The following is a 24,464-nucleotide window of genomic DNA, read 5'->3' as shown; positions in this document are numbered from 1 at the left end:
AATGGGTGTAACTATATCGCCTAAAATTTCACCTGTGCCTTTCATAAATCCAAAAGCGGGACGTTGGGGGCGATTTATGGATGCTGGCGATCGCATATCCTGTTTAAGGGTATTCAAAATTACCTCAATTATATTCATACGATCTTCTATTGAAAAGCCTTGCAGTTTTTCTAGTATTTCTGAGTCAATCATTTTTCCCTCCTCAGCAGAACTATAGTCTTATTTCTCAATTTTAAGCGGCTACTGGATTTGCAGTAACAGATTTACTACTTTGCTGCACGGGCAACTGCCACCGCACGGTGACAAAACTACCATCGGTTATTTGGTATGATAAAAAGTTAGGATGCGATCGCCTCCAGCCTTTGCCGTTAGAGTTTCGACAATACGCCGATTCGTTGATATTTGGCTGTGGCTTACCGCGCTCCCAATAAAGCCTACAGAGTGGACCTGAAATTACCCGATATCTGAAGCTGCCGCCGGGGGACACGATGACGTAGCCTAAGTATTCGGCGCTCAATTGGTGCAAGTCTTCTTTAGTAAATAACCCCGATGGAGCGTAGAATCGCGTCGGGGCTGGTTCTAAAGCCGTGCATTTATTCATCTCTGGGGCTTCAGTAGTTTTAAATGCTGCTCAACCATCTCTAACTTTACCCATGCCTCGTTTTTTTCCTGAGCGCTAATCTTAACAGACTTTAGTTGGCTAAGGTAAAGCGTTTTTGCCATCTCGAAATCTAATCTTGCGCCTTCTGGGTTGCCTATGTTGAACTCGGCGATTGCACGGTAATAATAAGCGATAGCTAAGTCGGGAAACTGCTTAATTGCATTATCGGCTACTCGCCGTGCGGTGGAGTAATTTTTGTCCTTAGTGGCATTTTCGATTACTTGCACCAATTGCTCGGAGGTTGGTTGAGACTGAAAGTCGATCATGACCTGAGCGAGGGCTGATGGTACAAAGGTTAGCACGGGCAATAACAATGCTGTTGCAATAATTTTCTGCATTAGTTTTTCTCCAGTATTTGATTGTGCTTTGCGGGTATTCCAGAGAGCGATCGCTCTCTCCTTGTCCTCTGCTTCTCCCGCTTGTGCGCCGCATTCGCAGTAAACTAAGACGTGCGAACCGTCGTACCACAAGTCATAAATTTCTTGTTTTGAACTGCCACAAAACGGGCAGGGCAAAGTTTGCATAAGTTACCTCTAAAACTATTTGAGACATCTATTTTTCTATTGTTGATACTTGTTGAGTTGCTGTATTTGAAGTACGGACAGATGGTTGAACTTTTAATGATGCCGCCGCCGTAGAAGCTGACCTATTGAAGTGTTGGCGAAATACTGGCAATGCCTCTACAAAATTAATCGTTGCAGCAAGCCCAATCACCCCAAACAGTGCTATTGCTGATTCCCACTCATCTTCACTAGCACTTTGAGCCAAAAGCAAGTCGATAATGACCTGGGGCAACTCAATCTCTTTGCGGTCGCGCGCATTCCAAGTCAACACATTCTCACCCAGCAATTCTTGGGAAGAAACGGGCGGCAGATGGGGACGCGCTTGTTGCCTTAAGCTAAATAACTTAGCTTCTAATCCAGTTACAGGTAGACTTAGCTGAATGCCTAACTTGGCTCTGGCTTTGCCTTTGGGCTTCCAGTTGACGATGACTGGGTTAATTGGCGGCGGAATATCTAAAACAGTTGACAGCGACAGAGAAAGTTGTCCTGACTGGATGCTGGTTGTAATCTTATCAGAAATATCGCAATGTGGGTAGATGGTTGTAAACTCTTGTTTTGCGGTGAGTCGAGCATCACCGTAGACTCTCAATTTGATTTGCAAAGTATGAAACCTATAGCCGGATCTTGCTCCCTCAAACTCTGAAATCAACGGTAGTGGTAGGTCTTCTGTTCCCTCTAGCAACAAGATTTTGTCGCCACTAAGTCCATCGGTGATTCTTCGTACCTTGTAATAAGGGTATTTAGCCAAAAAAGTTTTCAGCCAAGTTTTTTGACGAGTGTTCAGACGCGAGTTTGCCATATCAAAAACTGTCCTCCTCCGATGATACTGTTGCCCAAGATTCTTTGTGCTTTACTTGCGCTTGATAATTGACACCCTTCAATACCGGAACTGCTTGAGCCTTCACACTAGCCTTTGCCTGCTGCCACAGAATCTCTGCTACGGCTTCAGAGTCTTCGTCAGGTTTACTTTGGCGTACAAGCTTACACCCAGGTCGAGGCTCTCGAAATTGCCTAAATTAAATTTTCTCCGGTACTCAACACTAACGGTAGTAACGTGCATATTTTTAGATAGTTAGTTGACTTTAAAAAGCGATCGCAAAACTCTCGTTTATCGTTACTTAGAACGAAATTGCAAGTGTTGAATTTTGTAATTCAACTTCTTGAGATATTGCCGCAACACCATCTTGCCTTGCTGCTTTACTTGTGGATATATCTGCTGATAGTGCAACAAAAGATGCTGCGATTTTTCCAGGCTTTCGCGCCCTCGTCCTGCGAGGGCGCGGATAATTAAAAACTTGCTTCGTCTTCTGTAGTCTCGTAGCTGTCGTTGCTCCGGCTTAACTGCGTAATCTCTCCAGAATATTTCTCTGCAACAGCATTGGTATTGTTAATGGGGGTTGAATGAACTGGTTCAACAGATTGCAGTTGAGTGAATTTGGCATACTGTTCAACTTCGCTCAACAATCGCTCCTTGAGAGTTGTAAAGCCCACAAAGTACGAACAGTAGTTTTCTGGTGTCGGTTGCTCGTGGTTAACGGTTGAACATACCCAGCCAGCTTTTTGTCCTTCCCCTTTTATTTGCGGTTCTGTTCTAATACAAAACACTCCCATTGCATGAAATTCCAAGCTCTTACGCTTAACTTGTTGATTATGAGCAACAGCAAATGCTTTTTCTAACTCTAAGCGGAATTTAATTAGGTGTTCGCCAAAGGATGCCCCGGCTGCCCCTTTCATTGTTAACTGCATTGGCAATTTGTGGCGAAGCTGGTTGTTTTCATCCACAAAATACACCAAATACTTGGTTTTAATTACGATACTCCCTTTGCTCTGACGGTAACGTTCGGCATTGTACACACCTAGAAAAGAACCACTTTCGCGTTCAAACATCAACATTGGGGATTGAGCAAGGATAATTAAACGTGGGTGATGAATTAGCAAACCCATCGTCTTCTCCCCGCTATGCCAAGTTTGCTGATGAAATTGTTGGTTTTGGGGTAACTGCCAATCCGCCGTCGCTAAATTATCAGTAGTGATGAAAAATCCACTGTCACTTGCACTCTTTTCATTCAAAACTTGAGCATAGGGAAAACTAACGACTTCCTCATCAAATCTTGAAGATAAAAATTCGTTGCCCCTCTGGGTTGTTGTCTGCATTTGTTTGACCTCTTTTGAGTATTTTTAATTAAGTTGATTGTTAACCTGCTTCAAAAAGCTTTTGAGCAGCGAAAAGTTGGGGGAGCGGGAAATTTTGAAGTACGAGGGTTTCCCTCCACAGAGTTTCCTCTCTCAAGCGGTTTCCCTCCCCAAGCTTTTTAAGATAAATTCAGGATTCTGCCGCATCCACTGGAACAACGCTGGCATAACCATGCCAGTGTTGCGTAAGGAAGTCCTGATACCGTTCGGGCAATCGACCCGTCAGGCACATTAGTTCCTCATGGTCTAAACCCAAGTAATGCGCTAGTTGCTGGATCACATACTCTTTTGGTGGGTACTCAGAGCGATCGCTCTCCAACTTCGATAAATAAGTAAAGTCAACTTCTACCAGCGCCGCCAATTCGCGCTGGCTATAGCCAATGCTGACTCGTGCGGTGCGGATGGCTTGACCGAAGGTTAGGGTCATTTTTTGTCCCCTGCTAATATTTTGTATATTTGAGCTAATATCTCGTTTTCTTCCTGTCCGAAGAAGGCAAATTGTGCTGCTAATTTGGTATCGGTGGCAATGTTACCGGAATTATCAGCAAGTAACTCGTTATCTCTTAGCCAGGTGATTACTTCAAGAGCAACCGCACGATATTTTAAGCTTGTTGCAAGTTCATTGATGTTCATATTACTGTTTCCTCCGCAAGTTCATCACTCCAGTACCGTAAGCTTTCCCAAGTGATTCCTACCTCTGGATCGTGCTTATCAAATGCTTTTTGCAATACGCTTTTTGCCTGTTCTTCGCTCAGGGAAAATGTTTCTTTATCCTCATCGTCAAAATCTTCTTGAACAGCATGAACGTCCTCAGTAGTCCATACAACGGCTACTTTATCCGCCCAATACTGTGCTAGGGCTTGTTCTACCTGATTTTGGTCTGTAGCAAGTCCTGCTTTTACCAGGCTTGAAGCCATTGCTTGTATGTGGTGTCTATACATTATCTACTCCCGTAGCAAGGATATTTTCAGCCAGTTCTACCTGGTCTTGGGTAAAATATGCCAATTCGCCCCTGTTTAAAAGCAGCAAGCTTGTTACAGCTACTTGAATTACTTCCCTTTCTGCTTCTGGCAGACAGTCGAGCAGCGCCAGCAGTTTAGGCGATTCTTGCGGTATTTCATGCAGCAAGCACTGTTGCGGTGCTGTTGCAATTACTCTTTGAAACAGTGGCGCATCTAAAGTATCGACAATCGCGCCCGTGAAGTGGGTTAGCGCTAAATACTGCCCTCTTAACTTGCCCGTAAGTTCCTGTTTCACAGGACAATTACCTGTAATTGAGGTTTCGTTTGCTCTTTCAAAAGCTTGCCTGGAGGCAATTAGAGAAGATTGCGCTCTCTTTACCAGTAGAGCATAAACTGCTATTTCATCCTGAGCCAAATCCATGTGGGCTAGGGCAGGGTTTACGTTGTTTTCGTACATTTATCTGTTCTCGCTAATATATTTCGCCTGTCCGTTACTACTTGCACAAGGCAACTGTACTTCCCCATGAGTCTTTTGCTTGGGTAAATGCACTTTGACTTTGCTACTAATAGCAAACTCGCAACGTGGGTCTGATAAACACCAAATTTGGCGAACAAAGTCCGTGAAACTGTCAGCAATTTTCTCGCACTGTTCAGAATCAATCTCATCGCCAACAACATCAATTTCTAAAACAATCTTCTGCGTCTTCTGTTGCCTTCTAAGGGTTGTCTTGACACTCATTATTAGGTTTCCTTTTTCTAGTAAGTCTGGAATTTGCTGCGGATAATTAATCTTTAATTCCCGAATGTAAAAATGCCTTAAATAAGACAATTTGCGCTAGTGGAATCAAAAAGGCGATCGCACTCATCAACAAAGCTAGAGGTATATTGTTTTCCATCTACAAGCCTCCAATAATTTTTGAATCTTCAAAATTTTTCAAGTACGCGATAGCGCAAGCGCGCACGCAGGGCTTCGCATTTTTAATAGAGCAATTTCTCTAGTAGGGTAGTAGCGTCCACTTTTGAGCCAAGGGTTAGCGTAAACGGAAAGCCAGTGCAAAGCTACAACTCTAGTAATCCCATCATGTCGCCGTTGAACTATGGCACAGTGTTCTTGACCTTGACCTCCAAAGGCGATTACTTCCCAAGTCCGATTGAGAATATTACAGAGGTTTTGAGTGTAGGGATAGTAGCGTCCAAAATCACTAGAAGAAGTTGGAAATCGAAAGGTGTCCCCAAGTTGAATATCGAAATTCTGTCCGTCGATACATCGCAGCACAAATATTAATACTCACTGCTTTTCATCAAAGTTAATACGCGCCTTGTTACCTTAATGTCACTAGGATTTTCTGAGGCGTAGGTAAATGTTGGATCGTAGTAGCTTATCTTCCAAAAATACTTTTTATCATAAAACCTCGTGGGATGCGGGAAACTCAGTCATTTTTAGTGCCGAGAGGGAAGCGACGCAAGCGGTTTTAACCGCCGTGATAATTAGTCCGGTAGAGCGTCGAATTAGCCGAACTTTTGAAGCCGTAAACTGACCTAACCGTCGCCAATTAGCATCAGAAACAGAAACTTGTTTTTCAGTGTCGCCACTAACATATCCAAGGTAGGTTTTTTTGCCTTGAGTAGCTTGCACTAAATCACCTTTTCTTAGTCCGTGACGGGTAACAGTACCGCCGTATTTTCTTCTAACTCCACCTTTGGCAAAAACCATCAAATGCAGTTGGCGACGGGATACTGGAGGACGACGAATTATGCCAAAAGGTGCAGGAGTTACAGAAACATTACCGAGCCACCCCATAGAGTGTCGGTTGATTATGCCGTAGTTTATAAAGGCACTAACGGCAAGCGCTACGCCATCTACCGCATGGGTTGCCGGGATTGCGTCACCTTTGGAATGTTTCTGCTTTTCAAGTCCTAGTTGGGTTCTGATTTGGGCAGTTTCCCAACCCTTCTTAGTGGTAACTGGTGCAAAAAGCGCTAACCATTGCAACATTATTTTCTGTCCGACCATCACTGGAGAGAACGATTTAGAGCCTTTTGCCTCCACTATTTCGTAAACGATGCCAGTGACGGGAAAAACTTTGCATAGTTCGGAAACTACTCGCAGTTCTAGCTGTCTATTAGCACGAATGCTAGGCGGCAACTTAGACCCCCTGCGATTGTCAAAACGTTTTTGACGGTGTGCGCGTTTATCAAAAGCAACCTTACGATTGATTCGTCTACCCCTTCTAGTACGTCGCATCATCGCCCTAGTTTCCATACGTTCTCGTACAGTTTTAAAGGGTAATTGAAGGTGAGCCGTAAATAATGTATTTTTGGACGATTGAACACCAATGCCCGAATAGAGTTTGCCGGGGTCAATTCCGATAACAATATCTTGAGTATCAGTGCCAGAAGCTTTACCCAATAATTGAACATAGAACTGTCCTAAATCGTTAAATTTACCAATTGCTTTCCCGTCTCTAATCCACTTTCTAGCGCGACTAGGTTTAGTCGGCATAAGTTGTTGTCCGTCTGCTGTTACTACTGGAATACGCATTTAAGAGATAATCCTGTGCGTGAGTTTAAGTCTCCTCGCCCACCAAATTTAGGATGGCTTGCCTTGACGCAACACCGTTAATAAGACGGTTTGAAAATAACTCGAACTGGAGAAGGATTCGAGAGTTCGTGCCTAAATGTGGCTCAATGGGCTAGTCAAACACGTAAGACTTATTTCTTACAAGCTCAATCCCTTCAGGGTTGAGTTATTGACCCATTACAATCGCACCAAAATCATGCTCTCCATGCGGATCGTTATCCTCAGTAAATGAATTAAAGTTTTGGACTAATTGATAGAGTTCAAGAATTTTGTCAGAGGATAAACTTTTTACTCCAGGTGTGAACACGTAAGTTCCTGAACTTCTATCTCCGTGCCGAAATCGATCATTAAGTTGAGCAATTGCTGCACTACTTTCTATCATTTTTTTCACTGAAATCTACAATTTCTATGAAGGTAGCGGCAGTTACCGCTACCTTCATACTCATGAGCGCGTAAGCGCAAATGAAAGTCAATTACTATAGAACCCATTTGGGATCTTAATTAAATAGTATAATTAGGGAAAAATGCCATACTCAAGCAGTTTGACAGACAAAGAGTGGGAAATTATTGAACCCCTGTTACCTAAAAAGAAAAGAACTAAACCCCCTGTATGGAGCAAAAGAGAAATCTTGGATGGGGTGTTGTATCAACTTAAGAATGGTTGTAATTGGTGTGACTTACCCAAGGATTTACCTCCTTACTCAACAGTATTTTGGCACTATAAACATTGGCGAACACAAGGAGTAATCGAGGGGATTAGAGATGTCCTGCATGGTCAAGTCCGCCAACAAGTTAAAAAAAACCTAGATGGACAACCTTAATTATCATTGACTCACAAGCCGTGAAAAATACTTGTAATGCCAGTGTCGAGTCGAAAGGCTTTTGCAAGTACAAAGCTACGAACGGCATTAAAAGACACTTGGCGGTGGATACTTTGGGATTTCCGTTCTTCACTCACTGTACCAAAGCTAATGTATCTGACGATCAGGGATTAATTGAAATGTTGTCAGACAACATCGATTACTTTAAATCTAAACCCGTTAATATTCCCAAAATTACAATCCTGCTTGATAACGGATATCACCCCAAAAAACTGGAGGAACAGTTGAAAAAAGTTTATCCTCAGATCATGAACAAGATTAGGTTTAAGTTATCGCCCAAACCGTCAATTGAGCAAAAGCACAAGACAGGAAAAACAGGCTTTGTCCCTGTCCAAGCCAGATGGGTAATAGAAAGAACCAATTCTTGGATGGAAAGATGTAAAAGTTTGGTCAAAAATTTTGAAAGAACTCTTGCTCATGCCACCACCAAAGTTAATCTTTGTTTTGTTCGTCTGATGGTTCAAAGATTAGCAACTGGTTAAATAAATCCCAAATGGGTTCTATAAAAGGCTAAAACTCGCTCCCGATGCTCCTGCCGTAATTTCTCAGAGGCAAGATACTTTTGCCCTATCTGTTCAGCTTCCTCATGGTCGTCCGCTCTACCAATGGCGCGACCGCCTACCCAAACTAAATACCATTGCCACTTTCGGTCATAAGTTACTGACCAGGTAAGGGGTTTAGGAGGCGGTGTTGGTATGTTGGGTTTTGTATGCTGCTTGTAACCTTCTGTATATCCTCTGGTGTATTCGCACTCGACTCTGGTATACAGTGGGATTGACTTATCTATCGCGTCTATTCGCCCGTGATTAAATCCCTGCTCAAACTCATTTGGGGGCGGTGGTAGCACGTCGTCTTCTTCTCGGTCTAATACCCATTCTTCGGTATAGCAAGAAGCGTTTGTAGGTTTGACCTTCAGCCACACTCGACCATCACTGTAAACGTCCTTGTTTATCACCTGCATGACAGGCATAAAGGGAGCATGGATAGTATCGCCGATATTTGCTTTTGCCGTGGCTTTATCCCAGATTTTCGGGGTAGATTCAGAGCCGAGTTGAATTGTACGTTTTTCTTGAGTTAGCATGGTATTACCTATGTATTTAGGAACCAAAGCCTGCAAGCGATCGCCCCGTCAAAGATGAACGCTTGTAGGCTTTGTGGTTTACTTGTTTTAATTCCATTAACAAAGTTTTTCTATTTGGGAGTCCGCAGGGTATGAAAACCTTGTCGTGGGCGTTTCCTCCTCTGACCGTTGCTGCTGCTTATGGCTTCGCTGTTATCAGGTTCCGGGCGGTGTTTCGGCAGTTCCGCACTTCTGCTGCTTTGTTGTTAGTGAAATTTCGGTTCTGGGTGCAACTCTGGATTTTTGCTTCTCGGCTGAGGCTGTTTGCTTTCCTCATTCATGATTTAATATTACCGGAAGCTGTAATACTTTGTCAATAGCTTCCGGTAAATATGTTGTAGTTTCCGGTAAAGATATGATAGGTTTAAGTTGTGGTACAGAATGAGAAAGATGTTTTGTCGCCTTGCTGTACTGATGGCTGAGAAAGATCCCTCATTGTCCCAACGTCAATTGGCTAAAGACACAGGGTTAAGTCCGACCACAGTTCATAAACTGTTTACTAATAAGTTTGAGAGAATTGATGCTAACACCATCGAAACTCTCTGCAATTACTTTGACAAGGAGATAAATGACTTATTTGTTCTACGCTCTGTAGACACAAATAATTAAAACAAAGCGATCGCGCTTCCCCGCCAAGAGATCACGCAATCGCTTTTTTACCACAACCTAAACCGTTAACCCATCTAGATCATGACAATCACAATCGTAGCCGACTCTGTACTAATAGAGTCAAAATCAGCCCGCAATCATCAAATAGAGCGTGTGTCTCATGAAGATGCTCAAAGTATTTTAGCCAGGGTGAAAGCTCTTTACTTCGCTGTTTGGAAAAGAATAAAAACGTCTGCTACACAACAAATAGCTGACTGTTATCAAGAGGTAGTGCAATGAAACTACCAGAAGCTATTTTCAAGACACGGGAAGGGCGAGACTTCGCTATAAGATTAATGATCCTTGAAAGTGATAGCAAGGAACTAGCTGTAATTGAAGAGAAGCTAGAAATTTTACGAATTCTTGAGTCTAACGAGTGGATGGAATATTTGCCCAAACCTAAGCAGGAGTTAGAGCGCGTTTACTTTCTGCTTGATACTGTGCAAAAAGTCGTGAAAATTGGCGTTGCCGCTAACCTTGATGCTCGTTTTAACAATTTACAAGGCGGTAATGTTAATCCTCTCAGGATTTTAGTTTCCGTTGCTGGTGGAAGAAAGCTGGAGCGGCAATTTCATCAACGCCTAGCTCATCTAAGGTTGAGAGGAGAGTGGTTTAAAGATTGTCCTGAACTAAGAAAACTAATCTGTGAAATTAAGCAGGGGTCATTATGAGTCTTCTAACTGTTAGCGATCACGGCAACGGGGTAATAGTAGTTGACTCCCGATTAGTAGCCGCCGAGTTAGGGATTCAACACAAAAACTTTTTAGGCACGATTGAGAAATACAATCCTAAAATGGCATCAAATCCAGAAATGGGGGCTGTCGCGTTTGAAACGCGGGAGTTCCAAACCAAGCAGGGTAACGTTTCTGTAGAGCGATGGGCGTGGCTGACTGAACTACAGGCAACGTTTATTATGACCCTCAGCCGCAATACAGAGCAAGTAGTTAACTGTAAGTTAGCTTTAGCTACAGCCTTTGAAAAAGCAAAGCAAGTTATTAAAGATATCATCCCTGCCCAGTCCCAAGAAATAGAGCGACTAAAGCTGGAACTTCAAGTAGCTCAAGCCCAAACAGCCGCCGCCCAATCTCAAGAGCGTTTGATGCAAGTCTCTAGCGCTATCGTCACCATGCACGGTGCAGGAATGCTAGGGCTGATCTTGGGTAAACCAGAGGCAATTGTCGAACAACCGCCAATTGTTGTCGAGAAAAATATCCTGGTTGATCGTTCAGGTAGACCCGTCCGAACCTACGAAGGGCTATCAAAAACAAAACTCGCTAGACGCTATGGGATGAAGAAGCCCCAAGAGTTGGTCAATTGGCTGCAATCGATGGGCAAAGATCATTTCATCCAGCCAGCAATGACTGCCGCGCCGTGTCAGTTTGTTCCATTCGAGTACGTACCTGAGCTAGACAGGCTGTGGGCATCACAGCAAGGGTCGCGGCAGCGTTTACTTGGTGAGCAATTGTCTTTTTCCAAGTAGCCAAGTTTTTCCATACATTTAGACATTGAGGATAATTTATGCCATCTTACGATCCTGGCAATAGTCGCCACATTATAAACGCCCTTACTGGGGGCAATCTCACAAGAAACAACTACTGCCCCAAATGCGATCGCCCTGGCATTGTCTCTGGTACAGATGAATACTACGGCAAAATTTACAGTTGCAAGTGTTTTCCCGCGAGTTGGGTGATTAGTCCAGGAACAGGCGAAAAGGTGGAGGGGATTAGATAATGTCGTTTACTTCCGCAGTTTTAGGAGCCGTACAGCACCCCACCAATATTCTGACTGAATATCTCAGCAGATTTCGGGGGGTCAAGAAATTTAAAGCATACATCTTATCTTGGTTAGATGGCTGGATTCATAACAAGTTAAAGGCTGGAAAGCCTCCTTGGGTTTATGTAATCAACCAAGAATTAGCCGAAGCTCTTGGATGTTGTCGAGATACAGTGTTTCGCCACCTCAAAGACTTGTGCGAAATGGGAATACTGAGGAAGACCCCCTACAAGCGTTGGGCAACTGACAATATTTGGGCTTACTCCATTGACTTTGAAAAACTCAGACAAGAATTATCGCCTTTTACCCCTACCGAAAATCAGATAGCCGAGCGCCGAAAATCAGATAGCCGGGAGTCTGATAACTGGCAGCCGACAATAGAAAATCAGACACCATACAGAACTCTTACTCTTAACTCTACCCAAAAGCAAACAGAACACAGTCTGCCTGCTGTTGAGGAAAAAGTTAAAGAGGAAGATCAAGCTATCCCCGAACAGAAGGTTGTAATCCCTCCAACTGGTGAAGAATTGCAAAGTGCTTGTACTCAAATTTCTCGTTTATCGTCAGACGTTCAAACTAATCTACAGGTTAAAACCGCGATCGCACAGTATTGGGCTAATTTCCCGGCAGCCATGGAAAGACTGAAAATTGCAGTACAAGAAAACTGGCGCTGTAATTTGACTGGAGTGCTAGTTAAGGCTTTAAAAGAAGGCGTACCCACTGAGGATGCTACTCCGCCTTGTGCGTTTTTCGGTTGGAAAGAATGGGCGGATGAGGCAGTTAAGCGGCGATTAATGCAATACTCGCACTCCCATAACGGCGATATCATGGTGCATTTCGTGGGCGGTGGTCAAAGTTTATGGAGTCGATTACGCGGTCTATCGTGGTCTGAGGTTGAGCTTATTGCTAAAGGGGAAGTAATATGAGCGATCGCACCCAACTCCTCAGAAAGCGTATTGCCCAACTAGAAACTGAACTACGAGCGGTGCGGAAACAAGCCCAAGCCCAGCGTCAAAGGATTGCTCAAAAGTGTGGGCATGAATTTCTTGCGCTAGTTGATAGCGATCGCAACTGTAAAGTGGTTATGGTCGATATAGTGCAGAAGCTTGTGTTCCAGGATGAACGGAGAGTCAAGAGTGGGATAGCATTGACAAGATATGAAAAACATTTTACCCGTCCCGCCAGAAGATTTAGATCCATTGGCGGCTGAAATTTTAGGTGGACTGAGAGGTCAGTCCGATGCCAAAACCCTGATTCTTGGGGGTTACTTTGCGCTGAAGCACTATCTAAATTATCGGCAAACCAAAGATATTGATGCCTGGTGGAGCCAGTCGTCTACACCAGCAGAAAGACAAGCCGCCATTAATTTACTGACTAAAGTGCTGACTCAAGTGGCAGGTCAAAACAGTTTAGAACTTGATGAAAGAAGAAGTGCTACAACCCTGTCGCTGGAACTGAAGCGGGACGGAGCTACCATTTTTTCTGTCCAAATAGCAGACCGAGATCGGGAACTAGAGCCACCCATTCCTAGCCCTTATCCACCCGTTCAAATTGAAACATTGCGGGATAACATTGGCGCGAAGATGAACGCCCTAGTGAATCGAGGAGCGCCCCGTGATTTTGTCGATATCTATGCAATCGCTCAGTCGGGGATGGCGACGGTTCCAGAATTGTGGGACTGCTGGCAGCAGAAAAATCCCCAACTCGATCTTCATAGTGCTAAGGCGCAAGTCCTACGCTTTCTCAATGGAATTGAACAACGTCGTCCCATCGAGCAAATGCCCGCAACTGAGCGAACGCGACTCACCAGTGTTCGAGGTTGGTTCCGGCAGCAGTTGCTCTCATTGCCCCAGCAACTACCAGAGAGAGGCTTTGAAAGATGAATTTAGATTACTCAGTATATCCTGATATAGAAGACTTACCCCAGACCTTGCACTCGCCGGAGGATAAAGCGGACTATGTTGCCCGTATTTGTCATGCCTGGGATTTTGGGATTGTGCCTACGCTAGAAACGTTTGAGTTATTTGGCGATTGGCAGGAAATCTTCAACGAGTTTGTCGTTCCCCATTCTCCAGCTTATGCGGCGTTTCGAGATTACTATGGCTGGAAACCTATTAAGGACACGATTTTAGAGGCTCCCTGGGAAAAGTTTGACCGGGTTAATGGCAGAACTCTACCAGATCCCTGCGAAAATATGCTTTGACTCTTACACATTTGTGGCTGGTTTCATCAAGAGGGGGGAGAAGTGCAACGTACTTCTCCCCCCTCTTGGCGCGTAAGCGCAGATGCAGAAAACTAACTTGTAGAAACTGCAAACGCTTCTGGTACTGATAAAATCTTTGCTTTGTTTTGACAATGGTTTATTGACCGTTCCAAAATCTTATTTATAGGGTCATCAAGGATTGTGTAATTGCCAGCATTCTTAACAATTACCGATAATTCTTCTGCCCATTGTTCGTAGTTAGAACTCCCAATAATCCCTGTAGAAGACTGGACATAGTTAACAAGAATGCTTTCATTCAAACCAAAAGCTTCTTTACCCCAAACTCCCACCGATTGAAGCAAATACTCGTAGTCTGCAAATACTCGAAATTGAGGATTCCATCTCGGTGCATCTTTTCGGTAGTAAGCAAAACCATTGCTATCAAATATTTCCTGTTGTGCTAGAAGCTGAAGCAAAGAGCAGTTACTGCTGGGTGAAATGAATGGCTTGCCATGGTGAGTGATTTTACCATCATTCCAGATATCGCGGCGGCGATTCTGCCTTGGCATACTGTATCGAATTAAGGGCTGTTTTTGAAAATACTGTCGCACCAAGGCTACAAAGTCTGGAGTAACGCTGTTATCGTCATCAAGGTAGGTAACAATATCACCTGTGGCGTTCTCTAGTCCCAAGTTCCGTCCATAGCACAACCCAAAGCCACTACTTTCGGGTGGGTGTTCCATCTCAATGTAATGTACGGGGAAATCAACGTTTTCTTGAAAATGTCTGATGATGTTTTTAGTCTTAGGATTAGCACCGTCATTTACTATTACAAGTTCAAAATTGCGATCACTTTGATTTTTAATGCTTGAGAGTGCGTTAGCAACTAATATTTGAGGTCGATTGTAGGTAGCTGTAATTATGGATATTTTCATAACTCAATTCCTTTATCTTTAGGTTTTGGCTGAGGCTGAGGACGAATTAATCCTTTAATTGCTTGCCAGGTTTTAACGTTTTAGTATGTTGAGCCTCTAGCAACGTTTATTTGGTTATTTGCAGTGTTTAATTCTATTAATTTTACTATTTGATCATCCATTCCAAACAAGATTTTATAACATCGCCATGACAAGCGACTTCGCGCGTTGGTTGCTTACAAAAGCACAGCAAATTTAGCTCGTTTGCAATCGCTTGTTCCTTCAAATAGAACAACTCAGCCATTACTGCTGCATCTTTTTCTTGAATTTTTTGCCACAGCCAACGGCGATATTTAGCAATTACGCGATCGCGTTCTTCAGAATTGCTAGTATCCGCCAACTTGAAGGGATTAGCCAAAGCCGAGCCTTTCTTACCTTTGCCAGCACGTCCGATATAGTGACCCGCATCCCAACCAACGATGTAGCCGTTGCTTACTTTTATCATGAGTTTTTTTCCGCCTTAAGAGCGCGGTAGCGCATCTTATACCTACTGCTAGAAATAGGATTAGGATTAGTATATTAACTGCAATATTGGTTTTTTCAAGAAAGAGTAACTTATTAATGCCCCAATCTGACCGCTTCATTGATAATTTAATCGAAATGCGATCGCACTACACTAAGCAAATCCAACAGAGACTTCGCACTACAAGTGTTGCCCAAGATTCTTTGGTTCATGTTAACGGGAGCATCTCAGTTTTGCAATAAGTACGAATACTTATCAGATTTAAGGAAATAGGGAACTACCCTAAAGCAAAAATGTATGATGGAGTGAAAATAGAGATAACGCATGGAATATGACTTCAAAGAATGCTATCGCACTAAAAGCCCATATACAAGCTATTGCTGCCATTCTCTATGAGGAAACCCCACAAGAGTTATTGAACACTTTAGAAGAAATTGAGCAGACCGTTCGCCAAAAGGTACTCAAGTACGTCAGCCCAGAAATTGGTGTTTTTTTATCCGAGCGGTCACAGGTACAACCGCAGGCAGAAAAAGAAAATTAAAAAGCAGCATTGGCATTTTGAAACTGACGGAAAACCAGGCGAAAAAGTTAGAGGTGAAACCAAATACACAACTAAGTCCACATTTGGAAAAGTGTTGTTTGCTATTGAGTGCAAACGTATCCTATCAAAATACTGCTAGAGATTTAGAAATCCTTACGGGTCTTAAAGTATGCCACAGTACCCAGCAGAGACTTGTACAGCGATATAAGTTTACCGAAGTCAGGGTCAAACAAGAGGTAGAAGAGTTGAGCGTCGATGGGGGAAAAGTTAGGCTCCGCACCCCTGTAGGTCAAGGGTGTGAGTGGAGAGATTATAAAGCCGTAAACCTCCACAGTCAGGCAGTTGCAGCCTATTTTCAAGATAACCAGTCTTTGCTTGCTTGGGTAAATCAGCAAGAATTGTCAGAAATTGTTACTTGTCTTGGAGATGGACATGACGGCATATGGAATCTCATTGCTGGCATTGCTACCAAGGAAAGCCGCCTCGAAATTTTAGACTGGTATCATTTAGTAGAAAACCTTTATAAAGTAGGCGGTGATAAGGTTCGTTTAGCAAGGGTAGAAGCTTTTTTGTGGCGGGGAAATATTACAGCAGCTATTATCGAAATTGACGGGTGGTCAAATCCTCGAGCAGACAATTTTATTACCTATCTTCATAAGCATCACTCTCGTATTCCTGATTACTGGTATTTTCAGACCGAACAGATTAGTTCTATTGGCTCTGGGGCAATTGAGTCTACGGTCAAACAGATTGGTAGGCGTGTGAAAATCTCCGGCGCTCAGTGGAACAAAAACAATGTACCGCAAGTTCTCTTTCATCGCACTGCTTATCTTAATGGAATGCTATCTACAACTAACTATTTGCAAAACTGAGATGCTCCCCATGTTAACGCTCTACTTGTTAATGAGTTATCAGGCAATCAGCTTTTCCACGAAAATCTCACTAAAATGCGATCGCATTACCAAAGCATCATTGAGGAGAATGACCAGGCTTCAAGTAGTGCAAGAGCGCAGCTAAACCATATCAACGCCCTATTAGCCGAGCAGTTGATAATCCAGCAGGGGAACAACCAAGCTATCTCTTTGCCCGCAAGCTCTGTTGATGACGAACTAGCGATACCGGAAAGTCTACAGGATAGCTTAACCGAAGCAGAGTTACCAGAAGTTGAGGACAAGCAACTAGAAGAAATACAACCTGAAACGCAAAGCTTCCCAGACGAATTTTCTACTCCCTCTAACTCTGCACCGCAGAATGAAAGTCAGGATGATTCAGTAGAATTTCCTATCACTACTCAGCAGGTGATGGAAGAATTGAAATCAATAGAGGACGAAGAAATAACTTCTTCCGCCCCCCTTGAAGACCTTGCTCAAGAACCTACAGAATTAGAGGAATCAATAACATCTGAAAAAGTAGAACTGGAGACCCCCGTAGAACCCACGAAAAAAGCTAGAAAACCTTTAAAGCAACCATTGCTAACTCAATACCAGCATCTAAGTAAGTCTGAAGCTGTTGAAAAACTGTTACAGGAAGAAGCTGGCAATATTCTACACATAGATGATATTGTTCGAGCTTTGTATGGTGAGTTAGAAATTCCAACCTTTAAGGCAGAAAAACCTCGGTTGTACAATACTTTAAATCAAGGAATAGAAAACGGGTTATGGCAGAAAGTGCCAGGACGAGGCGGATTTTATACAGTTAACCTTAAGCAAGCTACTGGAAAACCCGAACAGAAGCCGCCCACTGATTCAGGGCGAGAAATTTCTGCTTTGGCTTTAACCGAGGCTCTGCTTCCAGATTACCAAGGGCTAAAGCTTACTCAAGCGGTTGAAAAAGTTTTACAGCAAAATATTGGGCAAGCTATGAATTCGGAGAAGGTAGCAAGAGTTTTATTTGACGAAGCAGAGGAAGACATTTTTGCTGCGGCTAAAAATAAGATAGGCAAAGCTCTTTGGTCTGGGGCTAATCAGGGGCGGTGGCAGGGAGTGCCGGGGAAATTGGGTGTGTATTTATTAAATACTTAATTTCTGCAAATTTCAAATCAACCACAAAGTCAAAACATGATTCATCTGGACAAATATTTAGCTTGGTTTGCGTTGCTCCATCAAGTTTTATTCCCCAAGCAGATACACCATAGACTAGGCAATCGCTAATGATAGCGTTAGTGAAGTCTGCTTCAACTAGCAAAGCACATCTCAAATCTACTTTAGTGAGATTCGCTTTGCTACAGTTAGCCGCATTAAGGTTAGCGGAACTAAAATTGCTACTTTCCATATGTGCTGCAATTAAGTTAGTGTTGCTAAGTTTTGCTTCTCCAAAGTAAGCATTTACAAGAGTAGCCTCACTCAAATTTGCTCCGCTTAGGTCGGCATTGCTAAGATTAGCTGAGGTTAAATTTGCTTCTCTCAGGTTTGCCCCAACAAACTTTGCATTACATAAAGCAGTCCACCGAAAGTCAACGCCTCTAAGGTCTGCTCCAGAAAGATTAATTTGGCTTAAGTTTTTGTCTATTGGCTTTATCCCAGCAAGCTCTGGAATTACTTCGGGGTTTCTCTCTCTCCACCGATTCCAGGCTCCTACGCCTCGGTTTAAAATGGCTAGATGTTGCTTGTTTGGAATATAAGCTTTGAGAAGCATCGACTCCGATGTAATAGATGTATCTACTATGTCTACTAATGGTTCTTCAACGAATTTAAAGAGATCCTCTAGTGTAAAATCCACTAGAGATGCAATTTTTGGAAAATACTTGCGGTCAGGTAGCTGTTCCCCTTTTTCCCAACGAGCTACTGTAGGTTGAGCTACTGAAGGGTTTAAAAGCCTACCAAAGTCCCTCTGAGTAAGGTTTTTAAGTTTTCTGACTTTTTTAATTAGTTCTGGGAACGTTGTTGGTTGCATTTTTCAATTTTTGTACTGACTGAGTTGTTCAATGGTTTCTGGGATTAATTAAGTCTACAATTAGTTTATTCTAATTAGAAGATCGATCTTCTAATCAGGTATTGATGATTATTTCTAAAAATGAGCTTACACAACTCTCTATGAATTTGTTCCGGCTTCCTGAAATAAAAGCGTAAGCTGTTCTTAAATCTATCTATAACTAAAATGCCAAAAGCTGAAGCGGTCAAGGTTTCACGACAAATTGTTTTATGGATTGTTGCTAATGTAGGAGGAATTGGAAAAACTACTTTAGGCATTCATTTAGGTTATCGACTTGCTCAAATGGGTTTAAATACTTTATTTATTGATTTAGATACTAATGGGTCTTTAGCAAGGTTTTGTGGTCTAGATTCCGATCTTGAACCCGATCAAACCTCCGCCGCACTGTTTAACCGAAGTTTTACAGGAGACTACCCAATTCAGCAACCTCAATGGGGTAATCCAAAGGGTAAATTTCAGGTATGTTTAGGTGGGGATGTTATGCTCTCTGTTGCATTAGACTTACCTACACGAACTGGACGAGAATTAGTTTTAAAAAAAGCACTGAAGAAATATCCTTTATCACATGATTTAATTATTTTAGACTCTCCAGCTTCATTAGACGTCTTGAGCTACACAGCATTAGCGGTAGCTACACACATCGTAGTTCCTATTCCAATGTCTGTAAAAATGGCTGGTGTAGATTCATTGCTACAGTGGATTAGAGGTGAAGGAGAATCTCTTGACCTCGATCCTATGCCTCTTTTTTTAGGGGGAGTACCAATGCGGGTTGCTAGTAACGCTGACCAACAAGCTTTTTATTCAGATATTAAAGAAGTCTTAACTGAACAAGATATTCCTTGCTTTCCTGGAATTCGCTACAGCGCGGAATTTGAAAATGCTTCTAATCGAGGTCGAGCGCCACTCCATCTATACCGCCCTGGTCATAATGCTTGTCAAGATTTTGAACCAGTTGTTCAGGCGTTACTTCAGCAGTTCTATTGCTCATAACTTAAATATATTTATTAGAAGATCGATCTTCTAACAGGAATCATGACAAAATCTCGACCAAGTGTAGCTTCCTTTCTTTCCACAAGTTCTAGAGCTAAACAGACTCAGCAAGACTTAGCTGACGCTCAAGAGCAAATTACCCGACTAGAGCAAGAATTAACTCTAGAACGCCAGCATCTTCATTCTCAAGTTGAGGATCAAAAGATTTCTTATGCAACAGTTCCCATAGCTCAGATTCTCCGTCGTCCGTATAAGTCACGAAGGGAGAAAGATCCGCAAGCATTTGAGGACTTAGTGCATAGTATTAAAACCTATGGGTTTAGGGGTTCAATTTGGTTACAACGTCTTCCTAACGAACAACTAAGATTAGTGGCAGGAGAAACACGCTTAGATGCTGCTCTTGCCGCAGGATTAACAGAAATTGCCGCTGATATTGCAGAAGTTGATGACATTACAGCAGTTAAGCTTTCACGAGTAGAAAATGTCCGTCGCCGTAACTTAAATGCTCTAGATGATACTGAAGAACTAATTTATCTTCTAACCTTAACTTTAAATAAAAGTAGAGAGGAGACAAAAAAATTACTGTATCGCTATAAGAATGCAGTAGAGGGTAATGCGTCGATTGATTCTCAAACTAAAGAAATTATCGAACTATTATTTAAAGAGGTTGCACCAGAGTTAGAAATCACAACATTTGTATCTTCTCGACTCCCTTTATTAGATTTACCTGCCAACGTAATTGAGGCATATAACAAAGGACTATTAGAATATACTAAAGCCCTTGAACTTGGACGGATCGAAGATTCGATACTGAGGGAACAATTGTTGCAGGAGACTGTTGAGCAAGGCTTATCCTTATCTGCTTTAAAAGCGCGTATTCGCCCTACGAATTCTACTCGAACGATTATTGATAAAGTAGATAAATTGCAAGGGCAAGTTGAGGGAATTACTCAAAAAACTGTTAGTAAGCTTTCTCCTGTGCAACGCAATGAGTTAAAACAAAAACTTACTAATTTAGAAACCATATTAAAATGTAAATTATTAGAACTAGAAAGTTTGGAAGACTAATTAATTCTCTAAAGTACAGACTAAGCTTTTAACATTCTGTACATTTGGTTGCTGTGCTACCAATAGAATTTGCCCATCAGCAGTTTTCACTAAAGTATTTGAGTCTACTATGCGATCGCCTGGTTGCCAAGTTTTAGTAGATATGGTATTTACGACTGGCGGGGCAAGAGATACTTCTACTTTAGAATTATCACTTGTTGTTAGGCTATCATAGCTGTTAGTCGTAGATTCAGGTTTATCAGGCAACCCACCTGTTCCTGTAACAACAAAGCTTCCTGCTTGCTTGTTACGTCTAGTCAAACAAGTATTTGCAATGACTTGTTCTGATCCTACAAAAGTGTTCTCCAAAGGAGTAAGATTATTTCTTTCATCAAATTCCAAAGTTTGAATATTTACTACTCCATCAATTCCTAAATTAGAACTTGCAGTAATCTTGCTATCTGGTGATATAAATAAGCCTTGAGTAGAGACTTGGATATTGCCACCATTTCCCTCAAAAGCATTGGCTGTAATTTTGCTGTTTTCTAAGGCAACAAGCAAGTGGGTATCAATACTAATATTGCCCCCCGTACTATTACCTCCAGCAGTTGCGTTAATTTCACTGTTCTGGCGTAGTTGTAAATTATCTGCTTTTAGAAAAATATTACCACCATCTTTAACTCCTGTGTCTGCAACAATAGCACCTTGATTTTTCAAATTGATGGAATTAGCTGTGATTTTAATATCGCCTGCTTCTCCAGAGCCATCATTTCTTACACTAATTCTTGCTCCATCACTGATGTTTAACTGATTGGTAAAGATTTCTACAGAGCTAGAATTTCCATCTAACGTACTAGATAAACCGTAAAAGGGCGTAAAAGCAGGGTCCAAACGATTGGCAGATGAACTTATTAGTGTAGGATTTAAGGAACCAGGCACTCTGCCTATAACATCAATAGAATCATTTGCAGTTATAGTTACTCTACCAGCAGATCCAGATGCTAATGTGACAGAATCTATTCTTCCTCCGTCCTCAATCACTAAATTTTCTGTGTTAATTTTTACATTACCAGCATTACCCTCTGAGGTAGCTAAAGCGCCTAAAAAACTAGGCAAAAAACTATTAGAAGTAAATTGTACAGCCCCAGACACTTTTATCTTGCCAGAAGCTTGAATATTAACATCTCCTCCATTCCCCAAACCAAAAGTTTCTGACGCAATTGTCCCTCCATTTTTAATGTAAACATTGCTTGTAGAAAGTGTTAAGTTTCCTGCTTTTCCGTTTGCACTTCCCGATACAAAGGTAGCAATAAGACCTCTATCAACAGATACTTGCGGTTCTAGCTTTTCCAGATTTTGTATATGCTTTCCAGAAATATCTAAGTTTATATTTCCACCTTGTCCCTGATCGTATGTTTCTGTAACAATTCCAAAAGCAGTTTGAATATTCAATTCCCTTGCTGAAATATTTATGTCTGCTCCTTTTCCAGTTGAAAAATTTTGTGTAACAATACCTGCACCCAAAAAACCTGGTATAAAGTTTCCTAGTGTTAGTAAGTTTCTATTAATTGTTATATTTTCAGTTGCGTTTAAAGTAACTGTACCTGCGTCATTACTGCCAAAGTTTGATGTTAAGATAAAAGCACCATTCGTCAAAGCAATATTTTTTGCTTGCAAATGAATATTGCCATTTATAAAACCACTTGCATCTAATAATGCTTGTTTATTTAACTCAATATTTTGAAAGCTGGCTATGCTATCATAATTTAAAAAAATTCCAAAAGTGTTTGAATTTACACTTACTATTCCAGTATTTATACTGCCTATGTTAATTTGTCCCGAACTAGCTGTTAAAACTCCACCGTCAAAGTTAATATCTCCACCAACTAAAGCAATAGTTTTTCCAGGATCTGTTCTCAATCCATTTAAACTTTCACCCGACCCTAAAATTGGGCTACCAGCTAACGGGAAAAATAAAGATAAATTGTGTCCGGTTCCTTGTACAGTGATAGGCGCTGGATTACCATCAAAACTAAGACCAATCGGAACTTGAATAGATAATAAAGGAACAGATTGAGGATCTCTAGCTTGAAATTGTGTACCGTTAGATAGTATGATACTGTTGGCTGTAGTACCTAAAAAAGAGCCATTAATATTTAGATTGGCATCAGGTCCAAAGATAATGCCCCGAGGATTTATCATAAATAAATTGGCATTGCCTCCTTGGACACCGAGTGTGCCTAAAATGCTAGAGGGATTTTCTCCCGTTACCCGACTTAGAATATTCTCGATACCAGTAGGGTTTATAAAATATACTCCTTTTCCCTTGCCCACATTAAACTCTTGAAAGCTGTGGAATAAAGTCGATCCTCGAATTGCTCCTCCATAAATTTGGTTGTTTATCTCATTAGTATTAGGGGCAATAATAGAACTTTCCGACCCTAAAGTATTATCAGGAATAATCTGAGCGTTAGTAGACATATAGCCCAAATTAGATATTACGGATATGAAAGCTATACAAGATGAAAAAATTTTATTATTCAAGATTATAAACCTATTGCTTTAATGTTTAAAATGAAATAAACCTGATATTGTAGTTGTCAGTTACATTATATTTTCACTTAAAAATAATGAATAAACGTATTGTTATCAGTACCTATGGAACTTTAGGCGATTTACATCCTTATATCGCAATTGCAATTGAATTGAAACAGCGCGGACATGAAGTTATAATAGCAACAAGCAGGTTATATCGCTCTCAGGTAGAAGAGAAAGGTGTAAAATTTTATGATATTAGACCTGATTTTGAACCTGGGCTGGATAGAGAAGTGTTTAGAAGGGCAACCGACCCCAAAGAAGGACTAAAATTTCTCATATGTGATTTGATACTATCTCATATTAGAGATACCTATAATGATTTGATGCAGGTAGTAAACGGTGCAGACTTGCTTATAACTCAACATCTTTCTTTTGCTGGTGCAATAGTTGCTGAAAAAACAGGAATTAAATGGATATCTAGCGTATTAGCTCCTGTTTTAATACCCTCTGCATATGATTCTTTAGTACTCGCAGATACATCAAGTCAAATTCAATCGCAACTGCTTAATCCTTTAGTTAACAGCAGTATTATCAACCTGAGCAAATATTTTCTAAGCTCTTGGAGTGAGCCAATACGAAAGTTACGAGATGATTTAGGGCTAAAGCAAATTAAAGAACCACTTTTTGAGGACAAACACTCGCCAGAACTTGTTTTGGCTCTATTTTCAGAGGCTTTTGCTCAATTTCAGTCTGACTGGCCTAAACAAACTTGTGTTACTGGGTTTCCTTTTTATGAGAGTCGTGATGAAGCAGAATTAACTTCAAAACTATTAGATTTCCTTAATGCTGGTTCTCCACCTATAGTTTTTACTTTAGGTTCGGCTGTTGTAAATAATGCTGGTAATTTTTATGTTGATAGCGCACTTGCGGCTAGGCAAATAGGTTGTCGTGCTGTACTGCTTATTGGAGAAGATGAGCGAAATCTGCCCCACAATTTACTATCAGAGAATATAGTAGCTTTTAATTATGCCCCTCACTCTAAACTGTTTCCACGTTCAAAAGCTATTGTTCATCAGGGAGGTATTGGTACAACTGCTCAATCATTAAAAGCTAATCGACCCATGTTGATAATGCCTTATAGCCATGACCAGCCAAATAATGCTGCACGGGCAGAACGTTTAGGTGTAGCACTAACTATTAAACGTGGTGAATATACCGCTCCAGGTGCTGCTGCTAAGTTAAGGCAACTACTAAGTGAACCAAGATACACTAAACGCTCTGTTGATGTAGGACGGCAAATACAGTTAGAAAATGGTGTCCAGGTAGCTTGTAACGCAATTGATTATCAACTAAATATTCCTGAAAAATTTAACGAACTGCATTAAGTTAGTCTTC

The 24,464-nt window shown here is 41.6% G+C and carries 36 protein-coding genes; 17 read left to right on the top strand and 19 right to left on the bottom strand.

From position 1 onward, the window contains the following. The 14 genes from C7B70_RS18275 to C7B70_RS18210 form a co-directional block, all read right to left on the bottom strand. The coding region (locus tag C7B70_RS18275; protein ID WP_106370431.1) for a hypothetical protein at window positions 1-192 on the bottom strand (192 nt) is incomplete at its 3' end. 40 nt (window positions 193-232) lie between these two features. Further along, on the bottom strand, window positions 233-601 hold the full coding sequence (locus C7B70_RS18270) for a hypothetical protein (RefSeq protein WP_106370430.1): 369 nt from the start codon (window positions 599-601) through the stop codon (window positions 233-235). Continuing rightward, window positions 598-1,185 carry a Lar family restriction alleviation protein gene (locus C7B70_RS18265; protein ID WP_106370429.1) on the bottom strand — a complete coding sequence of 196 codons (588 nt, stop codon included), beginning with the start codon at window positions 1,183-1,185 and terminating at the stop codon, window positions 598-600. Before C7B70_RS18265 ends, C7B70_RS18270 begins: the two co-directional genes overlap by 4 nt. A gap of 28 nt (window positions 1,186-1,213) precedes the next feature. Next, on the bottom strand, window positions 1,214-2,023 hold the full coding sequence (locus tag C7B70_RS18260; protein ID WP_106370428.1) for a hypothetical protein: 810 nt from the start codon (window positions 2,021-2,023) through the stop codon (window positions 1,214-1,216). Between the two features lie 488 nt (window positions 2,024-2,511). Next, window positions 2,512-3,378 (bottom strand): DUF5895 domain-containing protein, encoded by an 867-nt coding sequence (locus C7B70_RS18255; protein WP_106370427.1) that lies wholly within the window; start codon window positions 3,376-3,378, stop codon window positions 2,512-2,514. A 169-nt stretch (window positions 3,379-3,547) separates the two neighbouring features. Further along, entirely contained in the window at window positions 3,548-3,844 is a 297-nt protein-coding gene (locus tag C7B70_RS18250; RefSeq protein ID WP_339376747.1) for a helix-turn-helix transcriptional regulator, read from the bottom strand. Continuing rightward, on the bottom strand, window positions 3,841-4,050 hold the full coding sequence (locus tag C7B70_RS18245; RefSeq protein WP_106370426.1) for a hypothetical protein: 210 nt from the start codon (window positions 4,048-4,050) through the stop codon (window positions 3,841-3,843). Before C7B70_RS18245 ends, C7B70_RS18250 begins: the two co-directional genes overlap by 4 nt. After that, window positions 4,047-4,334, bottom strand: coding sequence for a hypothetical protein (locus C7B70_RS18240; RefSeq protein ID WP_106370425.1), 288 nt, complete (start codon window positions 4,332-4,334; stop codon window positions 4,047-4,049). The genes C7B70_RS18245 and C7B70_RS18240 overlap by 4 nt, the downstream gene beginning before the upstream one ends. A gap of 16 nt (window positions 4,335-4,350) precedes the next feature. Continuing rightward, window positions 4,351-4,836: a hypothetical protein gene (locus tag C7B70_RS18235; protein ID WP_106370423.1), complete on the bottom strand. Its 486-nt coding sequence runs from the start codon at window positions 4,834-4,836 to the stop codon at window positions 4,351-4,353. Continuing rightward, entirely contained in the window at window positions 4,837-5,118 is a 282-nt protein-coding gene (locus C7B70_RS18230) for a hypothetical protein (protein ID WP_106370422.1), read from the bottom strand. A 195-nt stretch (window positions 5,119-5,313) separates the two neighbouring features. Further along, a complete protein-coding gene (locus C7B70_RS18225; RefSeq protein ID WP_106370421.1) occupies window positions 5,314-5,655 on the bottom strand; it encodes a hypothetical protein in 342 nt (113 codons plus the stop codon). Between the two features lie 5 nt (window positions 5,656-5,660). Further along, complete coding sequence (locus tag C7B70_RS28855; protein WP_369831904.1) at window positions 5,661-5,762, bottom strand: DUF3768 domain-containing protein; 102 nt, start codon at window positions 5,760-5,762, stop codon at window positions 5,661-5,663. Between the two features lie 19 nt (window positions 5,763-5,781). Then, entirely contained in the window at window positions 5,782-6,921 is a 1,140-nt protein-coding gene (locus C7B70_RS18215) for an RRXRR domain-containing protein (protein WP_106370420.1), read from the bottom strand. Window positions 6,922-7,126: 205 nt separating this feature from the next. Next, a complete protein-coding gene (locus tag C7B70_RS18210; protein ID WP_106370419.1) occupies window positions 7,127-7,342 on the bottom strand; it encodes a DUF3768 domain-containing protein in 216 nt (71 codons plus the stop codon). Between the two features lie 142 nt (window positions 7,343-7,484). Between C7B70_RS18210 and C7B70_RS18205 the strand changes: the two genes are divergently transcribed. Together C7B70_RS18205 and C7B70_RS18200 are read left to right on the top strand one after the other, a co-directional pair. Then, window positions 7,485-7,781: a transposase gene (locus C7B70_RS18205; protein ID WP_199192348.1), complete on the top strand. Its 297-nt coding sequence runs from the start codon at window positions 7,485-7,487 to the stop codon at window positions 7,779-7,781. Window positions 7,782-7,801: 20 nt separating this feature from the next. After that, a complete protein-coding gene (locus C7B70_RS18200) occupies window positions 7,802-8,323 on the top strand; it encodes a transposase (RefSeq protein ID WP_233220986.1) in 522 nt (173 codons plus the stop codon). Here C7B70_RS18200 and C7B70_RS18195 read toward each other — a convergent pair. Then, on the bottom strand, window positions 8,320-8,922 hold the full coding sequence (locus C7B70_RS18195) for a hypothetical protein (RefSeq protein ID WP_106370417.1): 603 nt from the start codon (window positions 8,920-8,922) through the stop codon (window positions 8,320-8,322). The two genes, C7B70_RS18200 and C7B70_RS18195, sit on opposite strands and share 4 nt — an antisense overlap. Window positions 8,923-9,342: 420 nt before the next feature. On the opposite strand from C7B70_RS18195, the gene C7B70_RS18185 reads away from it, so the two are divergent. The 9 genes from C7B70_RS18185 (at window position 9,343) to C7B70_RS18140 (ending at window position 13,585) form a co-directional block, all read left to right on the top strand. Beyond that, entirely contained in the window at window positions 9,343-9,570 is a 228-nt protein-coding gene (locus C7B70_RS18185; protein WP_106370415.1) for a helix-turn-helix transcriptional regulator, read from the top strand. 81 nt (window positions 9,571-9,651) lie between these two features. Continuing rightward, window positions 9,652-9,849 carry a hypothetical protein gene (locus tag C7B70_RS18180; protein WP_106370414.1) on the top strand — a complete coding sequence of 66 codons (198 nt, stop codon included), beginning with the start codon at window positions 9,652-9,654 and terminating at the stop codon, window positions 9,847-9,849. Continuing rightward, entirely contained in the window at window positions 9,846-10,280 is a 435-nt protein-coding gene (locus C7B70_RS18175; protein WP_106370413.1) for a GIY-YIG nuclease family protein, read from the top strand. The genes C7B70_RS18180 and C7B70_RS18175 overlap by 4 nt, the downstream gene beginning before the upstream one ends. Continuing rightward, entirely contained in the window at window positions 10,277-11,089 is an 813-nt protein-coding gene (locus tag C7B70_RS27100) for a Rha family transcriptional regulator (protein WP_199192347.1), read from the top strand. The genes C7B70_RS18175 and C7B70_RS27100 overlap by 4 nt, the downstream gene beginning before the upstream one ends. 38 nt (window positions 11,090-11,127) lie before the next feature. Next, a complete protein-coding gene (locus C7B70_RS18160; protein WP_106370412.1) occupies window positions 11,128-11,340 on the top strand; it encodes a hypothetical protein in 213 nt (70 codons plus the stop codon). After that, window positions 11,340-12,308 carry a hypothetical protein gene (locus C7B70_RS18155; RefSeq protein ID WP_106370411.1) on the top strand — a complete coding sequence of 323 codons (969 nt, stop codon included), beginning with the start codon at window positions 11,340-11,342 and terminating at the stop codon, window positions 12,306-12,308. Before C7B70_RS18160 ends, C7B70_RS18155 begins: the two co-directional genes overlap by 1 nt. Beyond that, entirely contained in the window at window positions 12,305-12,592 is a 288-nt protein-coding gene (locus C7B70_RS18150) for a hypothetical protein (RefSeq protein ID WP_199192346.1), read from the top strand. The genes C7B70_RS18155 and C7B70_RS18150 overlap by 4 nt, the downstream gene beginning before the upstream one ends. Then, window positions 12,540-13,265, top strand: a complete 726-nt coding sequence (locus tag C7B70_RS18145) for a nucleotidyl transferase AbiEii/AbiGii toxin family protein (RefSeq protein WP_106370410.1) — start codon at window positions 12,540-12,542, stop codon at window positions 13,263-13,265. The genes C7B70_RS18150 and C7B70_RS18145 overlap by 53 nt, the downstream gene beginning before the upstream one ends. Then, complete coding sequence (locus C7B70_RS18140; protein WP_106370409.1) at window positions 13,262-13,585, top strand: hypothetical protein; 324 nt, start codon at window positions 13,262-13,264, stop codon at window positions 13,583-13,585. Before C7B70_RS18145 ends, C7B70_RS18140 begins: the two co-directional genes overlap by 4 nt. 92 nt (window positions 13,586-13,677) lie before the next feature. Here C7B70_RS18140 and C7B70_RS18135 read toward each other — a convergent pair whose 3' ends face one another. Next, on the bottom strand, window positions 13,678-14,520 hold the full coding sequence (locus C7B70_RS18135; RefSeq protein WP_106370408.1) for a glycosyltransferase family 2 protein: 843 nt from the start codon (window positions 14,518-14,520) through the stop codon (window positions 13,678-13,680). Window positions 14,521-14,665: 145 nt separating this feature from the next. Continuing rightward, on the bottom strand, window positions 14,666-15,004 hold the full coding sequence (locus tag C7B70_RS18130; RefSeq protein WP_106370407.1) for a DUF4326 domain-containing protein: 339 nt from the start codon (window positions 15,002-15,004) through the stop codon (window positions 14,666-14,668). 116 nt (window positions 15,005-15,120) lie between these two features. Between C7B70_RS18130 and C7B70_RS26470 the strand changes: the two genes are divergently transcribed. The 3 genes from C7B70_RS26470 to C7B70_RS18120 all read left to right on the top strand — a co-directional run bounded on the left by C7B70_RS26470 (window position 15,121) and on the right by C7B70_RS18120 (window position 17,584). Then, the gene (locus C7B70_RS26470) at window positions 15,121-15,264 is read left to right on the top strand and encodes a hypothetical protein (RefSeq protein ID WP_158260526.1); all 144 of its coding nucleotides are present in this window, start codon (window positions 15,121-15,123) and stop codon (window positions 15,262-15,264) included. Window positions 15,265-15,353: 89 nt separating this feature from the next. Next, a protein-coding gene (locus C7B70_RS18125) for an ISKra4 family transposase (protein WP_106370406.1) occupies window positions 15,354-16,435 on the top strand; the annotation gives its coding sequence in 2 pieces (ribosomal slippage) (window positions 15,354-15,510 and window positions 15,510-16,435; 1,083 coding nt in all). 75 nt (window positions 16,436-16,510) lie between these two features. Then, window positions 16,511-17,584, top strand: a complete 1,074-nt coding sequence (locus C7B70_RS18120; RefSeq protein ID WP_106370405.1) for a hypothetical protein — start codon at window positions 16,511-16,513, stop codon at window positions 17,582-17,584. Here C7B70_RS18120 and C7B70_RS18115 read toward each other — a convergent pair. Next, window positions 17,523-18,455, bottom strand: a complete 933-nt coding sequence (locus C7B70_RS18115) for a pentapeptide repeat-containing protein (protein WP_106370404.1) — start codon at window positions 18,453-18,455, stop codon at window positions 17,523-17,525. The two genes, C7B70_RS18120 and C7B70_RS18115, sit on opposite strands and share 62 nt — an antisense overlap. 204 nt (window positions 18,456-18,659) lie before the next feature. Here C7B70_RS18115 and C7B70_RS18110 point away from each other — a divergent pair, with 204 nt between their 5' ends. Together C7B70_RS18110 and C7B70_RS18105 are read left to right on the top strand one after the other, a co-directional pair. After that, window positions 18,660-19,484, top strand: coding sequence for a ParA family protein (locus tag C7B70_RS18110; protein WP_106370403.1), 825 nt, complete (start codon window positions 18,660-18,662; stop codon window positions 19,482-19,484). A 42-nt stretch (window positions 19,485-19,526) separates the two neighbouring features. Further along, window positions 19,527-20,552, top strand: coding sequence for a ParB/RepB/Spo0J family partition protein (locus C7B70_RS18105; protein WP_106370402.1), 1,026 nt, complete (start codon window positions 19,527-19,529; stop codon window positions 20,550-20,552). On the opposite strand, the gene C7B70_RS18100 is transcribed toward C7B70_RS18105, so the two are convergent. Beyond that, window positions 20,553-23,075 carry a filamentous hemagglutinin N-terminal domain-containing protein gene (locus C7B70_RS18100; protein ID WP_233220985.1) on the bottom strand — a complete coding sequence of 841 codons (2,523 nt, stop codon included), beginning with the start codon at window positions 23,073-23,075 and terminating at the stop codon, window positions 20,553-20,555. It abuts the gene before it with no gap. A gap of 86 nt (window positions 23,076-23,161) precedes the next feature. On the opposite strand from C7B70_RS18100, the gene C7B70_RS18095 reads away from it, so the two are divergent. Beyond that, window positions 23,162-24,454 (top strand): glycosyltransferase, encoded by a 1,293-nt coding sequence (locus C7B70_RS18095; protein ID WP_106370400.1) that lies wholly within the window; start codon window positions 23,162-23,164, stop codon window positions 24,452-24,454. The last annotated feature ends 10 nt before the right edge of the window (window positions 24,455-24,464 follow it).

Origin of the sequence: Chlorogloea sp. CCALA 695, from assembly GCF_003003885.1 — a bacterium.
In the GTDB taxonomy this organism is placed as follows: domain Bacteria; phylum Cyanobacteriota; class Cyanobacteriia; order Cyanobacteriales; family Chroococcidiopsidaceae; genus Aliterella.
The sequence above is the reverse complement of the archived record's forward strand: the minus strand, read 5'-3'. Positions and strand labels throughout refer to the sequence as shown.